The sequence below is a fragment of the Natrinema versiforme genome, assembly GCF_005576615.1.
GTDB lineage: Archaea > Halobacteriota > Halobacteria > Halobacteriales > Natrialbaceae > Natrinema > Natrinema versiforme_A.
On sequence record NZ_CP040331.1, the window covers coordinates 392,605 to 411,198 of the forward strand.

13 protein-coding genes and 4 pseudogenes are annotated in these 18,594 nt (G+C 53.6%); 11 read left to right on the forward strand and 6 right to left on the reverse strand.

What is annotated here, in order from left to right:
• Positions 1-216: 216 nt before the first annotated feature.
• Positions 217-393, forward strand: a complete 177-nt coding sequence (locus FEJ81_RS23485) for a hypothetical protein (protein WP_175416512.1) — start codon at positions 217-219, stop codon at positions 391-393.
• Between the two features lie 937 nt (positions 394-1,330).
• Entirely contained in the window at positions 1,331-1,765 is a 435-nt protein-coding gene (locus FEJ81_RS20575; protein WP_138247091.1) for a GlcG/HbpS family heme-binding protein, read from the forward strand.
• Between the two features lie 77 nt (positions 1,766-1,842).
• Here FEJ81_RS20575 and FEJ81_RS20580 read toward each other — a convergent pair whose 3' ends face one another.
• Positions 1,843-2,661, reverse strand: coding sequence for a TrmB family transcriptional regulator (locus FEJ81_RS20580; RefSeq protein ID WP_138247092.1), 819 nt, complete (start codon positions 2,659-2,661; stop codon positions 1,843-1,845).
• 428 nt (positions 2,662-3,089) lie between these two features.
• On the opposite strand from FEJ81_RS20580, the gene FEJ81_RS20585 reads away from it, so the two are divergent.
• The 5 genes from FEJ81_RS20585 (at position 3,090) to FEJ81_RS20600 (ending at position 8,466) form a co-directional block, all read left to right on the forward strand.
• Positions 3,090-4,463, forward strand: a complete 1,374-nt coding sequence (locus FEJ81_RS20585; RefSeq protein WP_175416513.1) for an ammonium transporter — start codon at positions 3,090-3,092, stop codon at positions 4,461-4,463.
• Positions 4,456-4,803, forward strand: a complete 348-nt coding sequence (locus FEJ81_RS24345) for a P-II family nitrogen regulator (RefSeq protein WP_175416514.1) — start codon at positions 4,456-4,458, stop codon at positions 4,801-4,803. Before FEJ81_RS20585 ends, FEJ81_RS24345 begins: the two co-directional genes overlap by 8 nt.
• 7 nt (positions 4,804-4,810) lie before the next feature.
• Positions 4,811-5,251, forward strand: coding sequence for a hypothetical protein (locus FEJ81_RS20590; RefSeq protein WP_138247093.1), 441 nt, complete (start codon positions 4,811-4,813; stop codon positions 5,249-5,251).
• A gap of 207 nt (positions 5,252-5,458) precedes the next feature.
• Positions 5,459-7,444: a primary-amine oxidase gene (locus tag FEJ81_RS20595; protein WP_138247094.1), complete on the forward strand. Its 1,986-nt coding sequence runs from the start codon at positions 5,459-5,461 to the stop codon at positions 7,442-7,444.
• A gap of 227 nt (positions 7,445-7,671) precedes the next feature.
• Positions 7,672-8,466: a sulfite exporter TauE/SafE family protein gene (locus FEJ81_RS20600; RefSeq protein WP_138247180.1), complete on the forward strand. Its 795-nt coding sequence runs from the start codon at positions 7,672-7,674 to the stop codon at positions 8,464-8,466.
• A gap of 203 nt (positions 8,467-8,669) precedes the next feature.
• Here FEJ81_RS20600 and FEJ81_RS20605 read toward each other — a convergent pair.
• From FEJ81_RS20605 to FEJ81_RS20615, 3 genes and pseudogenes are all read right to left on the reverse strand, one after another.
• Positions 8,670-9,346 (reverse strand): annotated as a pseudogene (locus tag FEJ81_RS20605) (IS6 family transposase).
• 91 nt (positions 9,347-9,437) lie between these two features.
• Positions 9,438-10,949: a tripartite tricarboxylate transporter permease gene (locus tag FEJ81_RS20610; RefSeq protein ID WP_205522425.1), complete on the reverse strand. Its 1,512-nt coding sequence runs from the start codon at positions 10,947-10,949 to the stop codon at positions 9,438-9,440.
• Positions 10,950-10,951: 2 nt separating this feature from the next.
• Complete coding sequence (locus FEJ81_RS20615; protein ID WP_138247096.1) at positions 10,952-11,524, reverse strand: tripartite tricarboxylate transporter TctB family protein; 573 nt, start codon at positions 11,522-11,524, stop codon at positions 10,952-10,954.
• 257 nt (positions 11,525-11,781) lie between these two features.
• On the opposite strand from FEJ81_RS20615, the pseudogene FEJ81_RS20620 reads away from it, so the two are divergent.
• A pseudogene (locus tag FEJ81_RS20620) lies at positions 11,782-12,944 on the forward strand (ISH3 family transposase).
• Positions 12,945-13,507: 563 nt separating this feature from the next.
• On the opposite strand, the gene FEJ81_RS20625 reads toward FEJ81_RS20620, so the two are convergent.
• Both FEJ81_RS20625 and FEJ81_RS23930 read right to left on the reverse strand, forming a co-directional pair.
• On the reverse strand, positions 13,508-14,500 hold the full coding sequence (locus tag FEJ81_RS20625; RefSeq protein WP_175416516.1) for a tripartite tricarboxylate transporter substrate-binding protein: 993 nt from the start codon (positions 14,498-14,500) through the stop codon (positions 13,508-13,510).
• 644 nt (positions 14,501-15,144) lie between these two features.
• Positions 15,145-15,426 carry a hypothetical protein gene (locus tag FEJ81_RS23930; protein WP_229504815.1) on the reverse strand — a complete coding sequence of 94 codons (282 nt, stop codon included), beginning with the start codon at positions 15,424-15,426 and terminating at the stop codon, positions 15,145-15,147.
• 609 nt (positions 15,427-16,035) lie between these two features.
• On the opposite strand from FEJ81_RS23930, the pseudogene FEJ81_RS20640 reads away from it, so the two are divergent.
• From FEJ81_RS20640 to FEJ81_RS20650, 3 genes and pseudogenes are all read left to right on the forward strand, one after another.
• Positions 16,036-16,295: pseudogene (locus tag FEJ81_RS20640) on the forward strand (IS5/IS1182 family transposase); the annotation flags it as partial.
• Between the two features lie 253 nt (positions 16,296-16,548).
• Entirely contained in the window at positions 16,549-17,547 is a 999-nt protein-coding gene (locus FEJ81_RS20645) for an IS110 family RNA-guided transposase (RefSeq protein ID WP_138247098.1), read from the forward strand.
• A 307-nt stretch (positions 17,548-17,854) separates the two neighbouring features.
• Positions 17,855-18,369, forward strand: a pseudogene (locus FEJ81_RS20650) (IS5 family transposase); the annotation flags it as partial.
• Positions 18,370-18,594: the final 225 nt, after the last annotated feature.

Genomic DNA, 18,594 nt, shown 5'->3' on the forward strand with positions numbered 1-18,594 from the left:
CAGGGCCGAGAAGGTGGGCCAAGCGGTAGATGTGGTGCCTATCAGTCTGCGTCGCGTGTGGGGTACGCGACATAGAACATGTTCGCTCGGATCTATATCAACCCGGTCCCGATTCTAAGTTCCTTGGAATCGTCAGTAGTCACCACAACCCACAGATGCACTGTCCCATGTGTCTGCATGCTGACTATTGAGTAGTGACAGGCCGGACTGCTATGTGTGGACGAACTTGATCCGACTGGCTTTGAAGACCCGGAACAGTTCTGTGATGCGATCGCCGAATTAATCGATGCACTCGAGGACGCCGATCTCCTGACCGAGGACAAAGCAGCGGATCTACGATCTGAAATCTACCAGTCACTTGAGTTCCAAGACCCGTCTAACGGCACCGTCTAGTTAGCGCAGTTTGAGGAACGAGCAGGTCTGCGAGCATTGTTTCAAACCAACTCTACGACCTGCTTACTTCTCAAACCGCGCTAACTAGACGGTGCCGAGATAGCCATCTTATCTTATGGATACACGTTAGCGGCGTTCTGATCCAACGTTTTTGTATCGGAATCCGGGACCGTATTTAAGAAGTTCAGTTTGGAGGGATTTTGCACTATCAACGAGAAACGTGGTGTCGTCTAGGGCAGTGATCTTCAGTACGTTCCTGCAGAAACCGTTCTGCCAATGCGGTCGTAATCGGCGGAAACAGCCTCGTATGGAGCGTTTTGTTTGTTTAGTAATCAACAGCAGTGTACAGCCAATAGCGATATTCGTCGAGTTGAATCACGGTCTCGTCGAGCGCGATATAATTCGGATTCGCGTCAACTGCCAGCTGTAGATTACGCTTTTCCCCTAGTTGTTTACAGTTTTTCGACTGGGAGTGATACCAAACTTCTCTAATTCACGTATAGTATTCTGACGGGTTAGGTCATCGGGTTGAATAGAATGTCAGTATTATCAGCTGATGCGGTGTCTGCTATCACTTCACAAAACGCAAATCGATTTAGTCGCTGCACCCGCTGAGGCGGTCTATTTCGGCATGAGCACCGCGAAACCGCGTCGGCTTACCTTTCACGCGTAACGGAACAGCACTGAGCGAACCATCGTGACCAGATGAGTTGATTCCGATACGAAGACTGAAACGCGCGTTTTTGGGCAGATCATTTCGAAAACGTCACGCCTCACTTCTTCAACCTGATCTGAACACCGTCTGAATTGCGAGCCTCTTCGTATCAATGTTGGGGACTCGGAGTAGTGCTCCCTGACTACTAAACTAAAACTAACCGTTGATTAGCACGACGGCTCCGTCATCGGATCCTCGTCTGGTGGCTGAAGCCGAGTAACCATGGATACACAACGAACAGTACAAACGATTCGTCTCGAGACGGCAACATCGATTATCGAAGCAGCCGAACAGCGCGCAGAAGAGATATCGAACCCGATGGTCATCACTGTCGCCAATCGCGAGGGCAATCTTGTCGCGCAGCATCGGATGGACGATGCGTGGCTCGCGTCGGTCGATATCTCGCGTAATAAGGCGTTCACTGCGGCCTCGTTGAAAATGCCGACACACGAACTGGCCGAACCGTCTCAACCCGGTGAATCGCTGTATGGTCTTCAGAACACCAACGACGGTCGCATGGTTATCTTCGGGGGCGGCTACCCACTCGAGCGAGACGGGGAAGTCGTCGGGGCGATCGGCGTCAGCGGCGGCGCCGTCGAGCAAGACCGAGATGTCGCGGAAGCCGGCGTCAGTACGTTCGAAACGCTCACGTCGTAACGTCTCACTCACAGCGCCGGAACAACGACTCCCTCGGACGCGTCACTCGCGTGATCGCCTCGCGGTGCTTGAGTCCGTTACGCAACGTCGTCTCCCCTTTGAACGGTCTCGACAGGTCGGGGGACCGTTTTACGCCCGTTCTCCCAGAGGAGATCGAAGAGTTGCGATTGGGTCCGATAGAGCGTATCGCTCGTGGTCGAGACTCCGACGTAGCCGTTGGCGTTGGTGGCGGCGAACGCGACCAATACGTGCGCGTTATCGTAGAGGTAAATCCTTCCCTCGATGGTCTCGACACGGCGAATATCCATGATTTCCTCGGCGCGATCGTAGACGGCGGGTTCGATCGTCTGGCCCTCCGAGACGACCGCCTGGATCGTCGTTCCCGTCTCGGCCTTCCGCGTCAGCTCCTCGACGTGGTGGTTGAGAATGCGCTCGAAGCTGACCGGCGTCGTGATCATCCGAATCTCCGCGGTCGCTGCGGTCGTGAGTTCGGAGAGCTTCTCGAGGATGCGGTGGCGATCGGAATATGTCCAGCAGATCTCCGATCGCTCGGTCGGCGCCGTTTCGTCGTCGACCGCATCCGCGAGCCGTTCCCCGAGGAGTTGCATTCGAGACAGTTCCTCGTCGTACTGGCGCTGTTTGAACTCGCAGAACCGCTCGATCGCAGTCTCAGGGTCGACGGGACCGAATTTCTTCGGTCGGCCCGGCTGGATGTCGACGAATCCCTTCTGCGAGAGATCGTCGAGCGCGTCATACACTCGCGGTTGCGGAACGTCAGCGCCGTCGGAGATTTCCTGGGCGGTCGAGATGCCGCGCTGTAAGAGACACGCGTAAGCGTGGGCCTCGTATTCAGATAACCCGAGTTCCTTGAGGTACATCGACGGATCAGTTTCCATACGCTACTGAGCGTAGGCTGTAGTTGAAGTGTTTTCCCTATACCACACACAATGTGATTGTGAGTGGCTAAATGGGAATATATATACGTCATATGTTTGGATAAGATTGGGTTAAAAGCCCATATTTGTAATAGTGTATCTCCCCGCTTACTACTGACCAGTTGTGACTAGTGTATAACTCCCATCCGTCGATAGAGATAGGAGAAGATGTTGCAGAACCCCATCAAATACAGGGATTAGAAAATTATGAGTGATAAAGTTCCGAGAAAACACAATATATGTCCGGGCACTAATCATCGATGTGTATCGTTCGCTGATCCGACTTCTCGGACGCCGCGCCATTGGACGGGGCACGACGTTGCGGTCCCGTCAGTCGGACAACAGTCCTCAAGTCAGCGGCTTCCGACCGGCTCGAACCGGGTGAGTCGATGTTAGCGGTCCCTTTGCAGGCCGATCCGGAGATCGTCGCCGAAGGTGTCAACCTCGTCTGGGTCCTCGTGGCGACCTTCCTCGTGTTCTTCATGCACGCGGGCTTCGGCATGCTCGAGTCCGGACAGGTCCGCTCGAAGAACGTGGCCAACCAGCTCACGAAGAACGTGCTCACGTGGGGCGTCGGCGTCATCGCCTACTTCTTCGTCGGTGCCGGCGTCTCGGCGGCCGTCGCCGCACTCACCACCGGTGGGGGAATAGACGGTGCATTCAGCTACATCAACGGCGGGTCGACGGTCTGGGCGAACTGGCTGTTCGGCGCGGCGTTCTCGATGGTGGCCGCGTCCATCGTCTCGGGCGCTGTCGCCGAGCGGGCACAACTCGGCGGCTACCTCGTGTTCACGGTGTTCGTCGGGGCGCTGATCTACCCCGTTGCGACGGGGCTAACCTGGGGCGGCGGCTTCCTAGCGGAACTCGGATTTCAGGACTTCGCCGGCGCGGCGATCGTCCACATGACCGGCGGCGTCTGCGGCCTCACCGCCGCGTACGTCATCGGACCGCGGGTCGATAAGTTCGACGAGAACGGGACCGCCAACGTCATTCCCGGCCACTCCCTCCCGTACGCGATCCTCGGGACGCTTATCCTCGCGTTCGGGTGGTACGGCTTCAACGTCGGGACCGCAGTCGAGGTCTTCCAGGTCTCCGACGGCGGCGAACTGGCGCTCGGCGACTACGCCTACGCGGGCCGGGTCGCGCTCAACACGGCGCTGGTGATGGGTGCCGGTAGCATTGGTGCCGCGGCCGTCGGCTACGCCCGCCGGGGCAAGGTTGACACGCTCATGACCGCCAACGGGCTCCTCGCGGGCCTCGTCAGCGTCTGTTCCATCGCGGCGGTCTCGAGCTGGACCGGGACGCTCGTAGTCGGTCTCGTCGCCGGTATCCAGGTCCCACTGGTGTTCGACCTGCTCGAGCGCGTCGGTATCGACGACGTCTGTGCGGTCTTCCCGGTTCACGGCTCCGCCGGCGTCCTCAGCGCCCTCGCCTACCCCTTCGTCGACACAACCTCGACGTTCTCGGTCTCGCAGCTCGTCTCCCAGATCGCCGGCGTCGTCGTCCTCGCGATCTGGGCGGCCGGGATCACTCTCCTCATCTACGGGATACTGAAGGCCATCGGCTGGGCTCGTGTGACCCGCGAGGAGGAAATCGAGGGGTTGGACGCATCGGAGCACGGGATCGAAACCTACCCCGAGTTCGGGTCGAACTTCGTCGATGATGTCACCGGTTCCGGTCGCGTTCCGGACGGTTCCGACGGGACACCTGCGGCAGACGGCGGTGAGCGAACCGACGGCGGCGAGGTGAGCGACGATGTCTGATATCGAAATGGTCGTCGGCTATGTTCGGTCTGACAAGCTAAGTGCGGTCAAACGGGCGCTTTCCGAGGTCGGTGCGCCCTCGCTGACGGTCACGAACGTCTCGGGTCGCGGCTCGCAACCCGTGAAAAAGAGCCAGTGGCGCGGCGAAGAGTACACGGTCGATCTCCACCAGAAGGTCAAAGTCGAGTGCGTCGTGGCGGATATTCCCACGTCCGACGTCATCGATGCCATCGCCGACGCGGCGAAGACCGGCAAACCGGGCGACGGCAAGATCTTCGTGATACCGGTCGAGAGCGCGTACCAGATCCGCACCGGTGCAACCGGAACGGACGCGGTCTGAGTCGGCCATGGATCGATTCGACGATCGACTCGTCGACGCCTGCCGACGAAACGGCGACGTGACCGACCGCGACGGGACGACGAAGCTCATCCGAAGGCGCTTGCGGCTGCTCGAGGCCGACGATGCGCTCAAAGACGTGGCGGTCCGCGTCAATTACGACCGACTCGGTTATCGCACCGCGGTCATCTGGCTGACGGTCGATATGGCCGTCGTCGATCACTGCATCGAGCGACTCCAAGCGCGTCCGGCCTTCGTTACCGTTTACGAAGTGTCGGGGACGCCGAACGTGTTCGCCGTCGGCAAGTTCCGGCACGAACTGGCGCTTGCGACCTGTCTCGAGGATCTACTGACGGCGACCGACGTTCGATCGGTGTCGGTCGATCGCGTAGAGGCGGTCGTTGAGGAAGGGCCGCCAGTCAATCCACCGGACGCAATCCGTTCTCGCTGACCGGCGAGTGACCGTCGATTTCGCCGCGAGACGTTCCGTTTTCGCCGCTTTCGATCTGAGTCGATAGCCGCCGGTCCCACGCGATCGGTCCCGTCTCGCCGCTTACTACGCCTGGGTTGTAAACAATCCCCAATACGAAACCGACCACAGAGTAGACCGTCGGCTCGCTCACTCGACGAACGTCCGGTGATCGGGCCAGATCAAACCATGAGTAAGCAACGAAAACCCGTATCTGTCGACCATCCACTCGATCAACTCACTGCCGAGGAAATCGAAACCGCTGCCGACGTCTTCGAGGCGGAAACGGATCTCGGCAGCGAGATCCAGTACCACAACATCACGCTCGAGGAGCCGCCCAAGGCCGCCGTTAGGGAATTCGAACCCGGAGACACGTTCGATCGAAAGGCGGCGATCGTCGCGAGGGAAGATAGCGAGACGTACGAGGGGACCGTTTCGCTAACCGAAAACACCGTCCTTGAGTACGAGCATCTGCCCGAAGCCCAGCCCGCGGTGATGCCCGAAGAGATCGAAGAGGCCCGCGAGGTCGTCAAGAACGATCCCGAATGGCGGGAGGCGGCGGCGAAACGCGGCGTCGAGAACTTCGACCTCGTCATGGTAGACCCCTGGGCGGCCAGCGGGTTCGAACCGGAGGAACACGAGGGGAAACGCCTTTGTCGAGCGATCTCGTGGATTCGAACGAGCGAGAAAGACAATGGGCGGGCGCGACCGATCGAGGGTCTGTTCGCATTTGTCGACCTCGACGAGATGGAAGTTGTCGAGATCGAGGACAACGGCGTTCCCGATCCGGACAGTCCGCTCCCGCCCGAGGACGCGGACTACCGGGCCGACAGAGTTGAAACAAGGGACGACTATGAGCACTTGGACGTCGTTCAGCCGGACGGCCCCAGCTGGGAGGTCGACGGAAACAAAGTCGAGTGGCTCGACTGGGAAATGCACGTCGACTGGACTGCCCGTGAGGGGCTCGTCTTCCACGACGTCAAATTCGACGACGGCGACGAATCGCGCCGGGTTCTCCACCGCGCGTCTGCCTGCGAGATGGCCGTGCCGTACGGCGATCCGGACCCGAACCACTCCTGGAAGAACGCCTTCGACATCGGCGAGTACCACGTCGGTCGGATGGCCAACCGGCTGACCGAAGGCTGTGACTGCCTCGGCGTTATGAAGTATTTCGACGTCGAAATGAACACCATCGAGGGTGAAGCTGAAACCCTTGAGAGCGCGATCTGTATGCACGAGGAGGACGACGGGATCCTCTGGAAACACACCGATGAGCGCAAACCCCACACCGAGGTTCGCCGCCGCCGCCGCCTCGTCATCTCGTTCATTGCGACGGTGTACAACTACGACTACGGATTCTACTGGTACTTCTACCCCGACGGGAGCATCGAAGCGGAGGTGCGACTGACCGGCATTGACTCAAACGGGGTCGTCCCGGCCGACGAGACCGCCGAAGACACGTACGGTCAGTACGCGCTCGTCGCGCCGCAGGTGAAAGCCCCCATCCACCAGCACTTCTTCAACTTCCGGCTAGACTTCGACATCGACGACAGCCCGATGCGTGCCTACGAGGTGCACAACGAACCGACGGGCAGCGAACGCAACCGGAAGAACGCCTTCCGGGCGAAGGAGACGTTACTGGAGAGAGAGAACGAGGCGCGCCAAGACATCGATCCACTCCGCGGGCGCTACTGGCGGATCGCCAGCAGCGAGACCGAAAACTCCTACGGGCGTAGCTGCGGCTACAAACTCGAGCCCCACACCAACGTCTCAGCGCCGATGAAACCGACCTCGAGTTACATGGAACGGTCGGGATTCATCCAGAACAACTTCTGGGTGACGCCGTACGACGAGGACGAGCGATTCGCGGCGGGTGACTACCCGAACCTCAACGACGATACGGTAGGACTTCCGGAATGGACGGAACAGGATCGATCTCTCGTCGACGAAGACCTCGTAGTCTGGTATACGCAGGGGGTTAATCACGTTCCGAGCGTGGAAGACTGGCCGATCCTGCCGGTCGAAATCGCGAGCTTCCACCTCAAGCCCGAGGGATTCCTCGACAGCAACCCGTCGATCTCGCTCCCGCCCGAACCGTGTCACACCGAGTACGACATCACCAGCCCTGACGGCGATTGTTCGTCCGGTGACGGCTGCTCGTCCGCCGACGACTGAGGGCACGGGATCGTCATCGCAATCGATCGCTCTTCGGATCCGAGGGCCATTTTTACTGTTCGTCGTTTCTTCTATCGATCGACCGCCATGTGGCGTTCTCGACGCACGCCCTCGGCGACAACTGTCGAGTGGTAACGAAGTTCCATGCCCTTCTCTCTCAGTTGCTCATACGACATGCTACTGCTTTCGTTCACATTTCGTCCGATCAGACGGGAGGTGTTGCGATGATCGAACCGGCGATGCTGGCGCGCGTCGACCTCGCGCTGTTCTTCGGGATCGGCGTTCTCGGCGGCGCCCACTGTATCGGGATGTGTGGTCCAGTTGTCTCGATGTACGACGACGCGCGGACGCGCGATCCCTCAAGCGGCCGGCTCTCGACACGGGCGATATATCAACATAGTCTGTTCAACCTCGGTCGAACGACGGGCTACGCGGCACTCGGTGGGCTATTCGGAGCGCTAGGTAGCGTCCTCTATCTGACGATGGAGACACTGCTAGCAGTTACGAATGCGATCCGCGGATCGGTCGGCGTCGTCCTCGGTGTGCTCATCATCTGCCATGGAATCGGTTCCGTGGTCGGCCGGCACGGAAGCGTCCTTCACAAGCTTCCGATTCCGGGACTTTCGATCGATCGGCTTGTGAACGATGCCTCGAATCGACTCGGTCGCATCGCCGACGGGCCGGGTATCGTCGGCCTGGGTCTGGTTCACGGCCTCGTTCCGTGCCCGATGCTGTACGCGGCGTTCGTCTACGTCTTCGCCGTCGGTTCTCCCACGGTCGGCATCGCTGCGCTCGCCGCGTTCGGTCTCGGGACCGTCCCGGCGGTCTTTCTCTACGGAACCGCGCTCGGCTCACTCGATCCGATCCGAAGGGCCCAGCTGCACCGCGTCCTCGGCGTCGCGTTCGTTGTCCTCGGCTACGTGCTGTTCGCACACGGGGTAATGGCGCTCGGCGTCCATCTCCCTCACCCGCAATTGCCACATTATTTACCTACTGAGCTGCAGGGCGGAGGCCACCAGTAACGGTTGAAGCGTAAGGCGAGATAATTCATAGGTTGACTCACTATTGTCTTGCCGATTACCGAGTCGCAGGCCGACCTAAATAGATCTCCCTGCTATCATCTCTTATCCCGATACAACTGTCGAACGATGAAACTATCATCAGGTGATAGTGGGACTCAAAAATCTATTTGTAGTTGATTACAATTATCCTCAACTGGCACCGTCTAGTTCTTCACCTCATTAATCGGTATCTTTCCACTGAGAGCTTGGTGCGGTCTCTGACGGTTGTAGTAATGCATAAACTGTTCAAGCCACTCGCGGATGCTCGACCGACTGCCCCACCCACGAGTTATGAAAGCGGTCGATCCGCATTTTGAGGGTGTGAAACCACTTTTCGATGAGGTTTCGGTCGGTATAGTTGACCCGACCGCTCAGTCCGACTCGAGAGAGGGCGGTCCGATAGCCGAATTGATCGACGAGAAACTCAGCTTCGGAAAGATCGTGTTTCTCGCGGAGTTTCTGCAGAAACGCAGCCGCCGGATCAGTGCCATGTCGACTAAACAATTCAACGTCAAGAATCAACTTTGACTCGATGTCTATTGCAGTATACAGCCAAGACCACTCCGTTGATCTTGACAGCGGTTTCGTCGACAGCGACCCACGACGGCGATGCCGTCGGCGGGTCGCGTCCGCTGTCAGCCAGCCGATGAACCCAGTTCCAGACCGCTCCGTGAGAGCGTTCAACGCCTAATTCAGCAAGAATCGTTGTTGTCTCCCGAAGCGAACAACCGGTTTGGTGGAGGCGGACGGCGAACGCCCTGACGGGCGTCGCCGTCCGCTCGTTCTCCCAAGATTCTTCTAAATCCGCCTCATAGCTCTCGCTGAGCAGGTCTGCGAGCATCAACCAACTCAACATCACGACCTGCTTACTTCTCAAACTGGCTCAACTAGACAGTACCGCGGAGTTTAAGCCGGATATCTCAACGCCAGTTCTATTTCTCACCCGTTATCAAACCTTTACCCACTAATATGATTTTAGATATGAAAGGTGCCAGGAGAATTACCACTGATAATATAATGAGGATAATACTGGTAGGGGTGGACCAGAGTACAGTGAAATCTCCCCCAGAGGATCTTAATGCTCTCAGAATTGCTCCTTCAGAGATGGGAGATAACACATAGCCGATCACAAATGTGACAACAGAGTAACCATTTTCCATCATCAAATATCCAATGAATCCGATGCTGATCGCCAACATGATATCCAAGAAATTATTTCGTACGGCAAAGGATCCTGCCAATGAGAACACTATAATACCAACAATCATAGCATCATTTGGTAGTTTAGCAACTTTTGCAAAGTAGGGGCCACCAAATAACCCCAGGACCAAGAATAAAACAGCACCTAAGAATATACTCATGTAAATGATGTATGGGAGTGACCCTTCAAATGCTTGGATTCCTGGGGTGATCCCATGAGCAATCATAGCTCCTATAAAAATAGCTGCTGTAGCACTTCCGGGTATGGCAAGTGAGATTGCTGGGACGAGTGTTCCCATTGCAGCTCCATTGTTAGCGGATTCGGATGCTATTAATCCCTCTGGAGCACCCTCTCCAAACTTATCTGAGTTTTTTGATGTCTTCATAGCGGTTAAATATGAAAGGAAATTAGCGGCGGTACCTCCTACGCCAGGAACGGCACCGACTAGAGTGCCAATTAGACCCCCTCGAAGTGTCTTTATAGGCTTCGAAAGAACTTCAGATATGCCTGTTCTGAGTTGTCCTGACATCTCACTTTCATCTGATATCGCTGACTGGTTTACCAGATCAATTGCTTGCGGGATGGAGAATATGCCTACAAATAGGACAATTAAATTTATGCCTCCTTGAAGATAATAAGTATCAAAAGTGAAACGTGGTACAGCGAGGATTGGGTCTGGTCCCACAGTTGCAAACACCACACCTAAACTAAGTCCTACAATTGATTTCATTATTGATCCCTGAACAATCGACGACACAGTGGCAAATCCTATCACGGTCAGCCAGAATATTTCGTGAGAGGCAAGGGTGGCAGCAAATCTCGCCAATGACGGAGACACTAGCATCAAGACAATCAGGCCTACTATCGCACCGATAAACGAAGCTACTGTAGATATCCCAATAGCCCTTGCACTTTCCCCGTTTTGTGTCATAGGATACCCATCTAAAATCGATGCCATAGATGTTGATGAACCAGGTACTCGGATTAAAATTGCAGATATCGCTCCTCCATACGTGGTTGCACCATACAATACTGCAAGCAGCATTAGCGCTCGTTCCGACCCCATAGTTAGGGTGAAAGGGAAAAAGAGTGCAAGTGCTAATGTTTGACCCACCCCAGGTATTGCTCCCAATATAATTCCGATTATTGTAATTAATAAAATTAGAGCTAGATTCTCAGGTCCAAATATGAATGTACCTGCCTCCTTTAATAGATCTACCGGAATTATGCTTAATAGGCCCATCATTAGAACCACCTCAACTGTGCTTCAAAGATTGGTACATTCATTAATTCCCCGAAAAGAATGTAGATAAACACCATCAGTATAATAGTCATTAAAATTGCTCTTGTTAGACTTTTTGATCCAATCAAATAAATTGCAGAAAATGTGAATAGAGGTATCGTGGGTAAAAATCCAATTAGGTAGGTTGAAATACCGTACCCAATGATTAGAAGAGATATGAGCGCAATTCGGTAGGTATTATTCAATGTAATGCCTGGCAAGTCAGCTAATTCGTTCCTATTATCATTATTATCATCATATGATTCAGTAAAGGAACTTTCTACATTACCTGATAATCCTTGTGTATATTGTTGGACAGAATCTCTATACGGTTTAGGCAGAAAAACATTCGTCACTAACTCAATTGTTAAAGCTAATACTCCTATGGCGATAAATATTAATGGGAAAACTCTAGCTGTCTGAGGGTATCCCACTACAATAGTCCCCAGATAAATGAAAAAAAGTAAAACTATCAAGACATCAATATTATCTTTCAACCTGTGGAATACTCCTGACGTATTATGTTCTATGGACATCTTTCCTATAGGAGAATTATAATTCGAGGCTACTTAAACTTGGCGATCTTCGTTACCAGTACTATAATTATTCAAATTAATACATCCAAATATTGTTATAATCGATCAAATACTATCTATTTCATTGGCGATAGCAATATCCCGATACCAAAAAGTAGACATTCTGCGTCTGTACGTGGATTCTCGAAACGTGACCTAGGAAGCTACGCTCAGTACTTCACAAAGCCGCTTAGTTAGAACGTCTGCTTGCTGAGGATATACACTCCAAACAGCAAGCAGACAGTGAAATCCATGAGAACCAACTTCTTAACTTCCTTGTCAACACCCTTGACGAGGAAGTTGGCCTCAATCTAGGCAACAACGCTGAAATCGATTCTGAGGATATCTACGAGGTCCTCGTCGGCGCGTGCGCCGACGGACCTCGGTCTCTAAGCTCTGTGAGGACAGCGAAGACTCCCTCACCAAAACACCGTTCTGTACCATCTCCACGAGAAATTTGACCTGAAACCGGTTGAACATATTGAGAACACGCTTCTCCAGAAGGATGTACTTGAGGTCCATCTTGAGCAGGTGGAGATAGTCGCAGACCTCCACCTGCGGCCCTACTACGGTGATGAAGACAACACGGACAGCCTTTATCACTCGGAAGCAAAACGTGGAACTACTGCGTTCCACGCCTACGCCACACTCTATGCGCGTGTGAAGAAGAAACGCTATACGCTGGCGATGCACCGTCTCGAAGACGGCGACACCGCCAGCAGTGTCCTTGCAGAGTTTCTCGGTATCCTCGACGGCCTTGACCTCCGCGTCAAGGCCGTCTACCTTGATCGAGAATTCTACGACAGCAAGTGTTTCACGTTGCTCCAGGCACACAACCACGCCTACGTGATGCCGATTGTCCGCTGGGGAAAGACGATCAAGCAGGAACTCTCGGAAGGCTGGAGTCGCGTCATCCAACACGATCTAACGGCGAAACTCGATGATCACAGCTGGATCGTCGAGTTTCCTGTCTACATCGACTGTACCTACCAAAACGGACGATACGACGAACATGGGGTGGCGCGTCACGGCTACGCCGCTGACGCGCCGTTCATCGACTCACCACGCGACGCTCGATACCACTACGCGAACGCTTCGGTATCGAGGCGACGTACCGGCTCTCCGAGCAAAGCATTGCAACGACAACAACGCAAAATCCGGTGGGTCGGCTGTTGTACGTCGTGGTGAGTCTGCTGTTACAGAACGTTTGGCGGTATCTTCATTAGGAATACGTGGCGACACCCCGCCGTGGCGGGCGTCGCCTCTGGTCTTGGTCGTTCAAGGAGTTCATCAAGATACTGTGCCGGGCAGCATGGACGGCCCTCGCGGTGCGTCGGGCCGTCCCTGAAATCGGCCACCGAACGATCGGTTCCACCGCTAACGCCCAACCGAGCCAGCCTTCCTGCGAGTGGCAACGCTGTCGCGTCGGCGGCTGACCGCCGCCGACAGCGACGACTCTGCTCGATCTTCGGTCAGAACTATCGTCAATCACTACCGGTCAGGATGAAACTGCGGCTTCAGCCCGAGTGAGCAGAGACGCTTTGTGAGGTACTGACGCTGAGGACAAGCCACGGGTTCCTACTTGTGGATCTTGACAGCGGTCAATAATACGTCATCCAGCGAAATCTGCTGACAATTGTCCGTGACACTCCTCGTGGTTATCGAGGAGAACCAGATCACCCTATATTGTTGGATTTCGCGTACGATCCATTAGAATTTTCATATAACTATCCCTGTGAAATAATTATTTATGTTTTAGATAGTGATGAAATATCTGTGAGAGATACTAAAGCGTCTCAAAGGACAACCTGATACCATACTTGAAAGCGAGGAAACTTCAACAACGAACCTACGCCAACTGGTTAAGAAATTCTCCGAGAAATCGTTCGAACCGTCCTTCCCGAGAACGCCACTATCGACTAACAGACATCGTATTAATCTTTCTTAAATTCCTTCATCAACTCTTCCCACATAATCATCCAAAGTGTTTAACATCTCGTCAGTTGACTCCGACAATTGTTCAGCATTGTTATTTATGATAGAGAAACCTTGATCAGAAGCCCAATTTTGGAACTCTGATTTTTCTACAGTAGTCTGCATAGTTTCTGTAAGCGTTGTCTGGTTTTCTTCTTCTAAACCAGGTGGAGCCCAGACACCATATTCAGCCGTGAATTCAGGCACATCATGATCTATTGTCTGTATAGTTGGTGCTTCGGGTACTAGACTGCTTTCCTCAGTATCCTGGGCGTGCAGTAATATTTCAGCAAGACCATCTTCTAGATATCCAAGTAATGATGGCTGCATAATGACCACAGCAGCATCAGCATCAGGTGATGCGGGAGCTTGGGCGGCCGCTGAACCAGAGTCTGTTGGCAAGACTCGATAGTTATCGGTCGGGATATCAAGGTTACTGAGAGTCATTTCAAGTGCAATATCATTGAAACTTCCTCTCCCAGTTGAAGCAATCACCGGCGTAGAGTCAGGGTTTCTCAACTCCTCAACGAATGAGCTGAAATCATCATATTTGTCGGGTTCAGCATACCAAGCTGGGAACAATCCAACGGTCGATCCAATTGAAGTGAATTCACGCATGTCATATCGCGTGTCATACATTTTCTGCCCCCCGACAGCGGCAGTAATAGCATTTCCAACAAGGGTAGATCCATCACTCTCTTGGGTGAAGGCATAATTCATACCTTGCCTACTACCTGCCCCTTCCCGGTTCTCATAATTAAAGTCGGATATTTCGAGTTCATCAGCCCAAAGAGGCCCAAATTCTCGGAAAAGAGTGTCAGTAGAGCCACCTGCCCCCCAAGGAATTACTATGGTATCTTCTTCCGATCCATTGTTTCCTAAGCAACCAGCTGTTGCACCTACAGCAGCACTACCAATTGTAAACAGGACTCGTCGTCGGGTAGCGGATCTCCTGTGTGTCATACACATACATATTACGATGATGCAGTAATAAACCTTCCCCATGATGTGATAAGTATGTCAAATATAACGTGAAGGAGGCAATTGCACACGAGTGATAGTGATGCAGATGAACTTTTACCGCTCATCAGGGACACAGGTTGTTCCAGATGTTTGGTTCGTTGATTTGTGAGAACCCTCTCGCTATATGTTGCCTCAGCATCGGGAGATCTGGGATCAGCCGGTGTTTAAACTACTCGTTCAGCTGATCCCAGTAGCCTTTGACAGGGTTCAGCTCCGGGAGTTTCGACGGAAAGTACCACACTCAAGATCATCTCTACGCACGCAGGCGACCGAAACTGTCAGGGATAGTTTCGGTCGCCCGCTCACCACTAACGTGTTCCCAGAGATTCCATGCATAGAAGTACCCTGCCCGATCAAGAAATACCACTAACTCCTCTCCAAATTCTTTTTCAACGCTTCTAACAGCCGAATCTCGTGAAACCTGTTCAGATTCTCTTCCGTCCAGAAATAGAAACTATCACCGTGTCTGTGACAGCGCCGAATGCTGTCACCTTTTTCCAGGAATTCGAGGTCTCTATCGCCGATTCGAGCCAATCGGATACCATCCACATCGTTGAACTGTTCCGACTTGCTTAGTGAACTGATCAACCACGACGACGGTCTTGTCGGTCAGTTCGGGTCGTTTTTTCGACTGTCTGCTTGAACTCGGCTTCTTCTTCAGGGTCGGCCTCGTGCAATAGAGACCGCGTGTAACACCCGGTGTACTCAACATCAAACTTTTCTTTCACGTAGTGAAGCAGCAGTTTTGGCGACCATGCTTGGCGATCGTAACCGAGGTCGGTTGGTGGATTCTGGAGATCCACCTCCAGTTGCTCGCGTTCCTCAGCAATGATTTTTGGGGGAACCTCCAGCTCTTGGAGCGTCATACGGAGCTTGCTCGATCGGTTCCTCTTCGAACCGATCGAGCCAGTTTCGGATGGTCTTCTCGGCGACTCCGTGGCACTCAGCTCGCGTCTCGATCTTGTCGCCTTGCTTGCGGCTGATCGCCGTAAGTACTCGTTTCCGTGGAATTTCTCCCTCTGTCTGCTCTCGTAGATCGTGAAGTTCGTCCAAGGAAATATCGTCCAGACGTCCCATTACTCTTCTTACATTCAGAGCGATAAACCACTTTGGACATCTCTATGAATTGGTGGTTAAAATGCTTGATCGTATGAAGTCAAAGACACCGAGATCTACGTATGGACAAGAGTCGATGTGGAAATAATCGAAGTCATCTATATCGAGGTCTCTTCCATCGACTTGACGACAATATATTACTTTTCGTCAAATAAATGCTGAAGCGCTGCCGCGACGGATGTGACAAGAACAGACTTCATTGCTCGCGAATTTTATGTACCCCTCCTGTGACAGGCATATGCTTGTGAAGAGATCCTGCGCTAATCTAAATTCTAGATAGATGGGCTCTGGTGAATCGCAAGATGGCAGCGACTTCAACCGCCAAATATTGGAGGATGAAGCAGGAAGCGGCATGCTCTCTGTCCAAAATCTCCCGCTTCACTGGAAAGTAGTGATGTCGGCTCAAAATGCTGTTGATGGCCGCGGCGGCGGATTCGCCGACTACGCGGTTGTTTCACTGCATTGTCTCCGGATTTACCTAGAGAAATCCTACCGCAACGCACTCGATCTCTTGAGCGAGATGCCACAAATACTCGCCAAGATCGGCCTTGACGCGGCTTATCTCCCCGATCATTCAACGCTAGTGAAGGTGTTTGACAGGATCGAGATGGCAGTCTGGTGAGTGCTGCTGCGCCTGTCGGCGCAGATGACTCGATGGAAACGCTGCTACTCCATGAGAGCGTGAAACAAAGGATGGGGCGCAAGAAACCGACGGTCATGTCGTGCCACAGAGCACGTACAGCTGACTGGTCCATGTGCGAAGGAAGTCGAGTCATGGGCGTTACAGCCCGGCTGCCGCCGGATGCGGCAGACGGGAAAGCCCGAATAGGTGGTTCTCTGCTTCACGCACTGGCGTCCCGGGTGAACAAACCATGTACCTCGGAATTGACATCCACAAACGGTACGCACAGGTGGCAGTAATGAACGATGCTGGTGAGATTGCCGAAGAGGTTCGCGTCGAAAACGCGAACTTCGACGATCTCGCTCAGCGGTATGCTGGTACTCAAGCCGCGCTCGAAGCGACCAGCAATTACTACCACATCAACGATACGCTATCGGAGCATTTGGACGTGACTGTTACTCATCTGCAGAAATTGAAACAGATTGCTAACTCCGACAAGAAAACCGATCGCGTTGATGCGAGAGAACTAGCGCGGATGGTCCGGTTGAACTCAGTGCCGGAATGCTATGTTCCAACCGACGCGATCAGGGAAGCCCGCGCACTTGTGCGCGGGCGACAGACGTTGATCGAAAATCGCACTAAGTACGCCAACAAGATCCATGGACTCCTCTCCGATCATGGCATCACGAAGGATGTGAAGCCACTCAACGTGGTGGGGCGAGAGTTCCTGCAGGGACTCTCGCTCCCAGCACTGTGGGACACGTTGTTGGAGTCATCTCTCAAAATAATCGAGACGCTTAGCGAAGAAATTCGAGAGTTTGATGCGGAGATTGAAGAATACGCTGGGTCTCTGAAAGAAACCCAACTCCTGATGACCATTCCTGGTGTAAGCTACTATACAGCGCTTACAATCTATGCGGAGTTAGGAGAGATGGGCCGATTCGATGGTGACAAAGAGGTTGTCAATTATGTCGGATTGAATCCCGTGATCCGCGAGTCAGGGGACTCGCGGATCGACGGAAGTATCTCGAAATGGGGATCAAGTCGGGTTCGGTGGCTGCTCGTCCAAGCAGCTCATACTGCAGTGCATACATCCAACGACAAGTATCTAATCCGCTTCTACAAGCGGCTAGCAAGCCGGAAGAACTCACAGAAAGCGATCGTGGCAACAACTCGGAAGATGTTGGTGTCGATCTACCACATGCTTGACCGAGGTGAAGTATATGATCCACCTGGCGTGAGTGCATAGCTGAGAGATCTGAGGGCCGCCTATAGTAGAATCTGGAAGTCTTTGTAGTGGCACCCGCCGAAGATTGGCGTGTCTCGTTGTCTCTCGAAGATCTGATGAGAGGAGTGAGTAGACACTTCTGGAGATTACTATAGCAGGCGGCCCTCAGTGGCCGGCCAAGGCCCTCCATGAGTGACTGCTCTTGTCAGCCAGCGACCGCACCGCTACAAGATACCGACCGCCTGTCGGCTATGGAAGCAGAAGACACTGGGACGGCACAATTATTTTCTCGACACGGTGGTTTGTGCGGGTAGCAGCGTTTCCATAGGTGCACGAGCCATCTGGTTATGCCGCGATGGACGCAACATTTTTTGACCGAGAAAGCGCCAGCAAACACTACTATCGTCGTACGAATTACCGCGTTCAGACGCTCAAAACGACCGCTCTCGTCGATACAGAGACGCAGGCTATTCTTGATGTTCACTGTACGACCGAGAAACGTCACGACACCCAGCTCGGCTGGCAACTCGCCTGCCGCAACGCGGGCGAGTTGTACAGCCTCGCTGCCGACAAAGGCTACGATTGGCAGCAATTACGCGATGAACTGAGGGAAGAAGGCGTATGGCCGCTGATCAAACATCGTGAATTCCGCCTCATCGATCACGCGCATAATACGCGGATCAATGGGACTCTCTACGGCCAGAGAGCGCTGTCTGAAACCGTCTTCTCGGTGATCAAGCGCACGCTCGGCGACGCCGTGCGTGCGCGATCCTGGATTGAGAGTTCCGTGATATCGTCCTAATGTGTGTCGTCTACAACATCAAGCGTGCCATTAAACAGTGAAATCAACCGCAGTATGGCGATTCACCACAGCCGATAGATGGATAAAATGTATTAACCTCTGATACCCGCAGTCCTTCACCTGGTACGAATATTATTAGAAGTGTGGAAATCCATCGGTTACCAGCGGGGAGAGGTCCTCATCTAGTGTCTTCTTAGATCCGTATCGACGACTCACTGTTGACCACTGGCACGGACAATTCAAAATTGATATCAAATGCGTCAGGG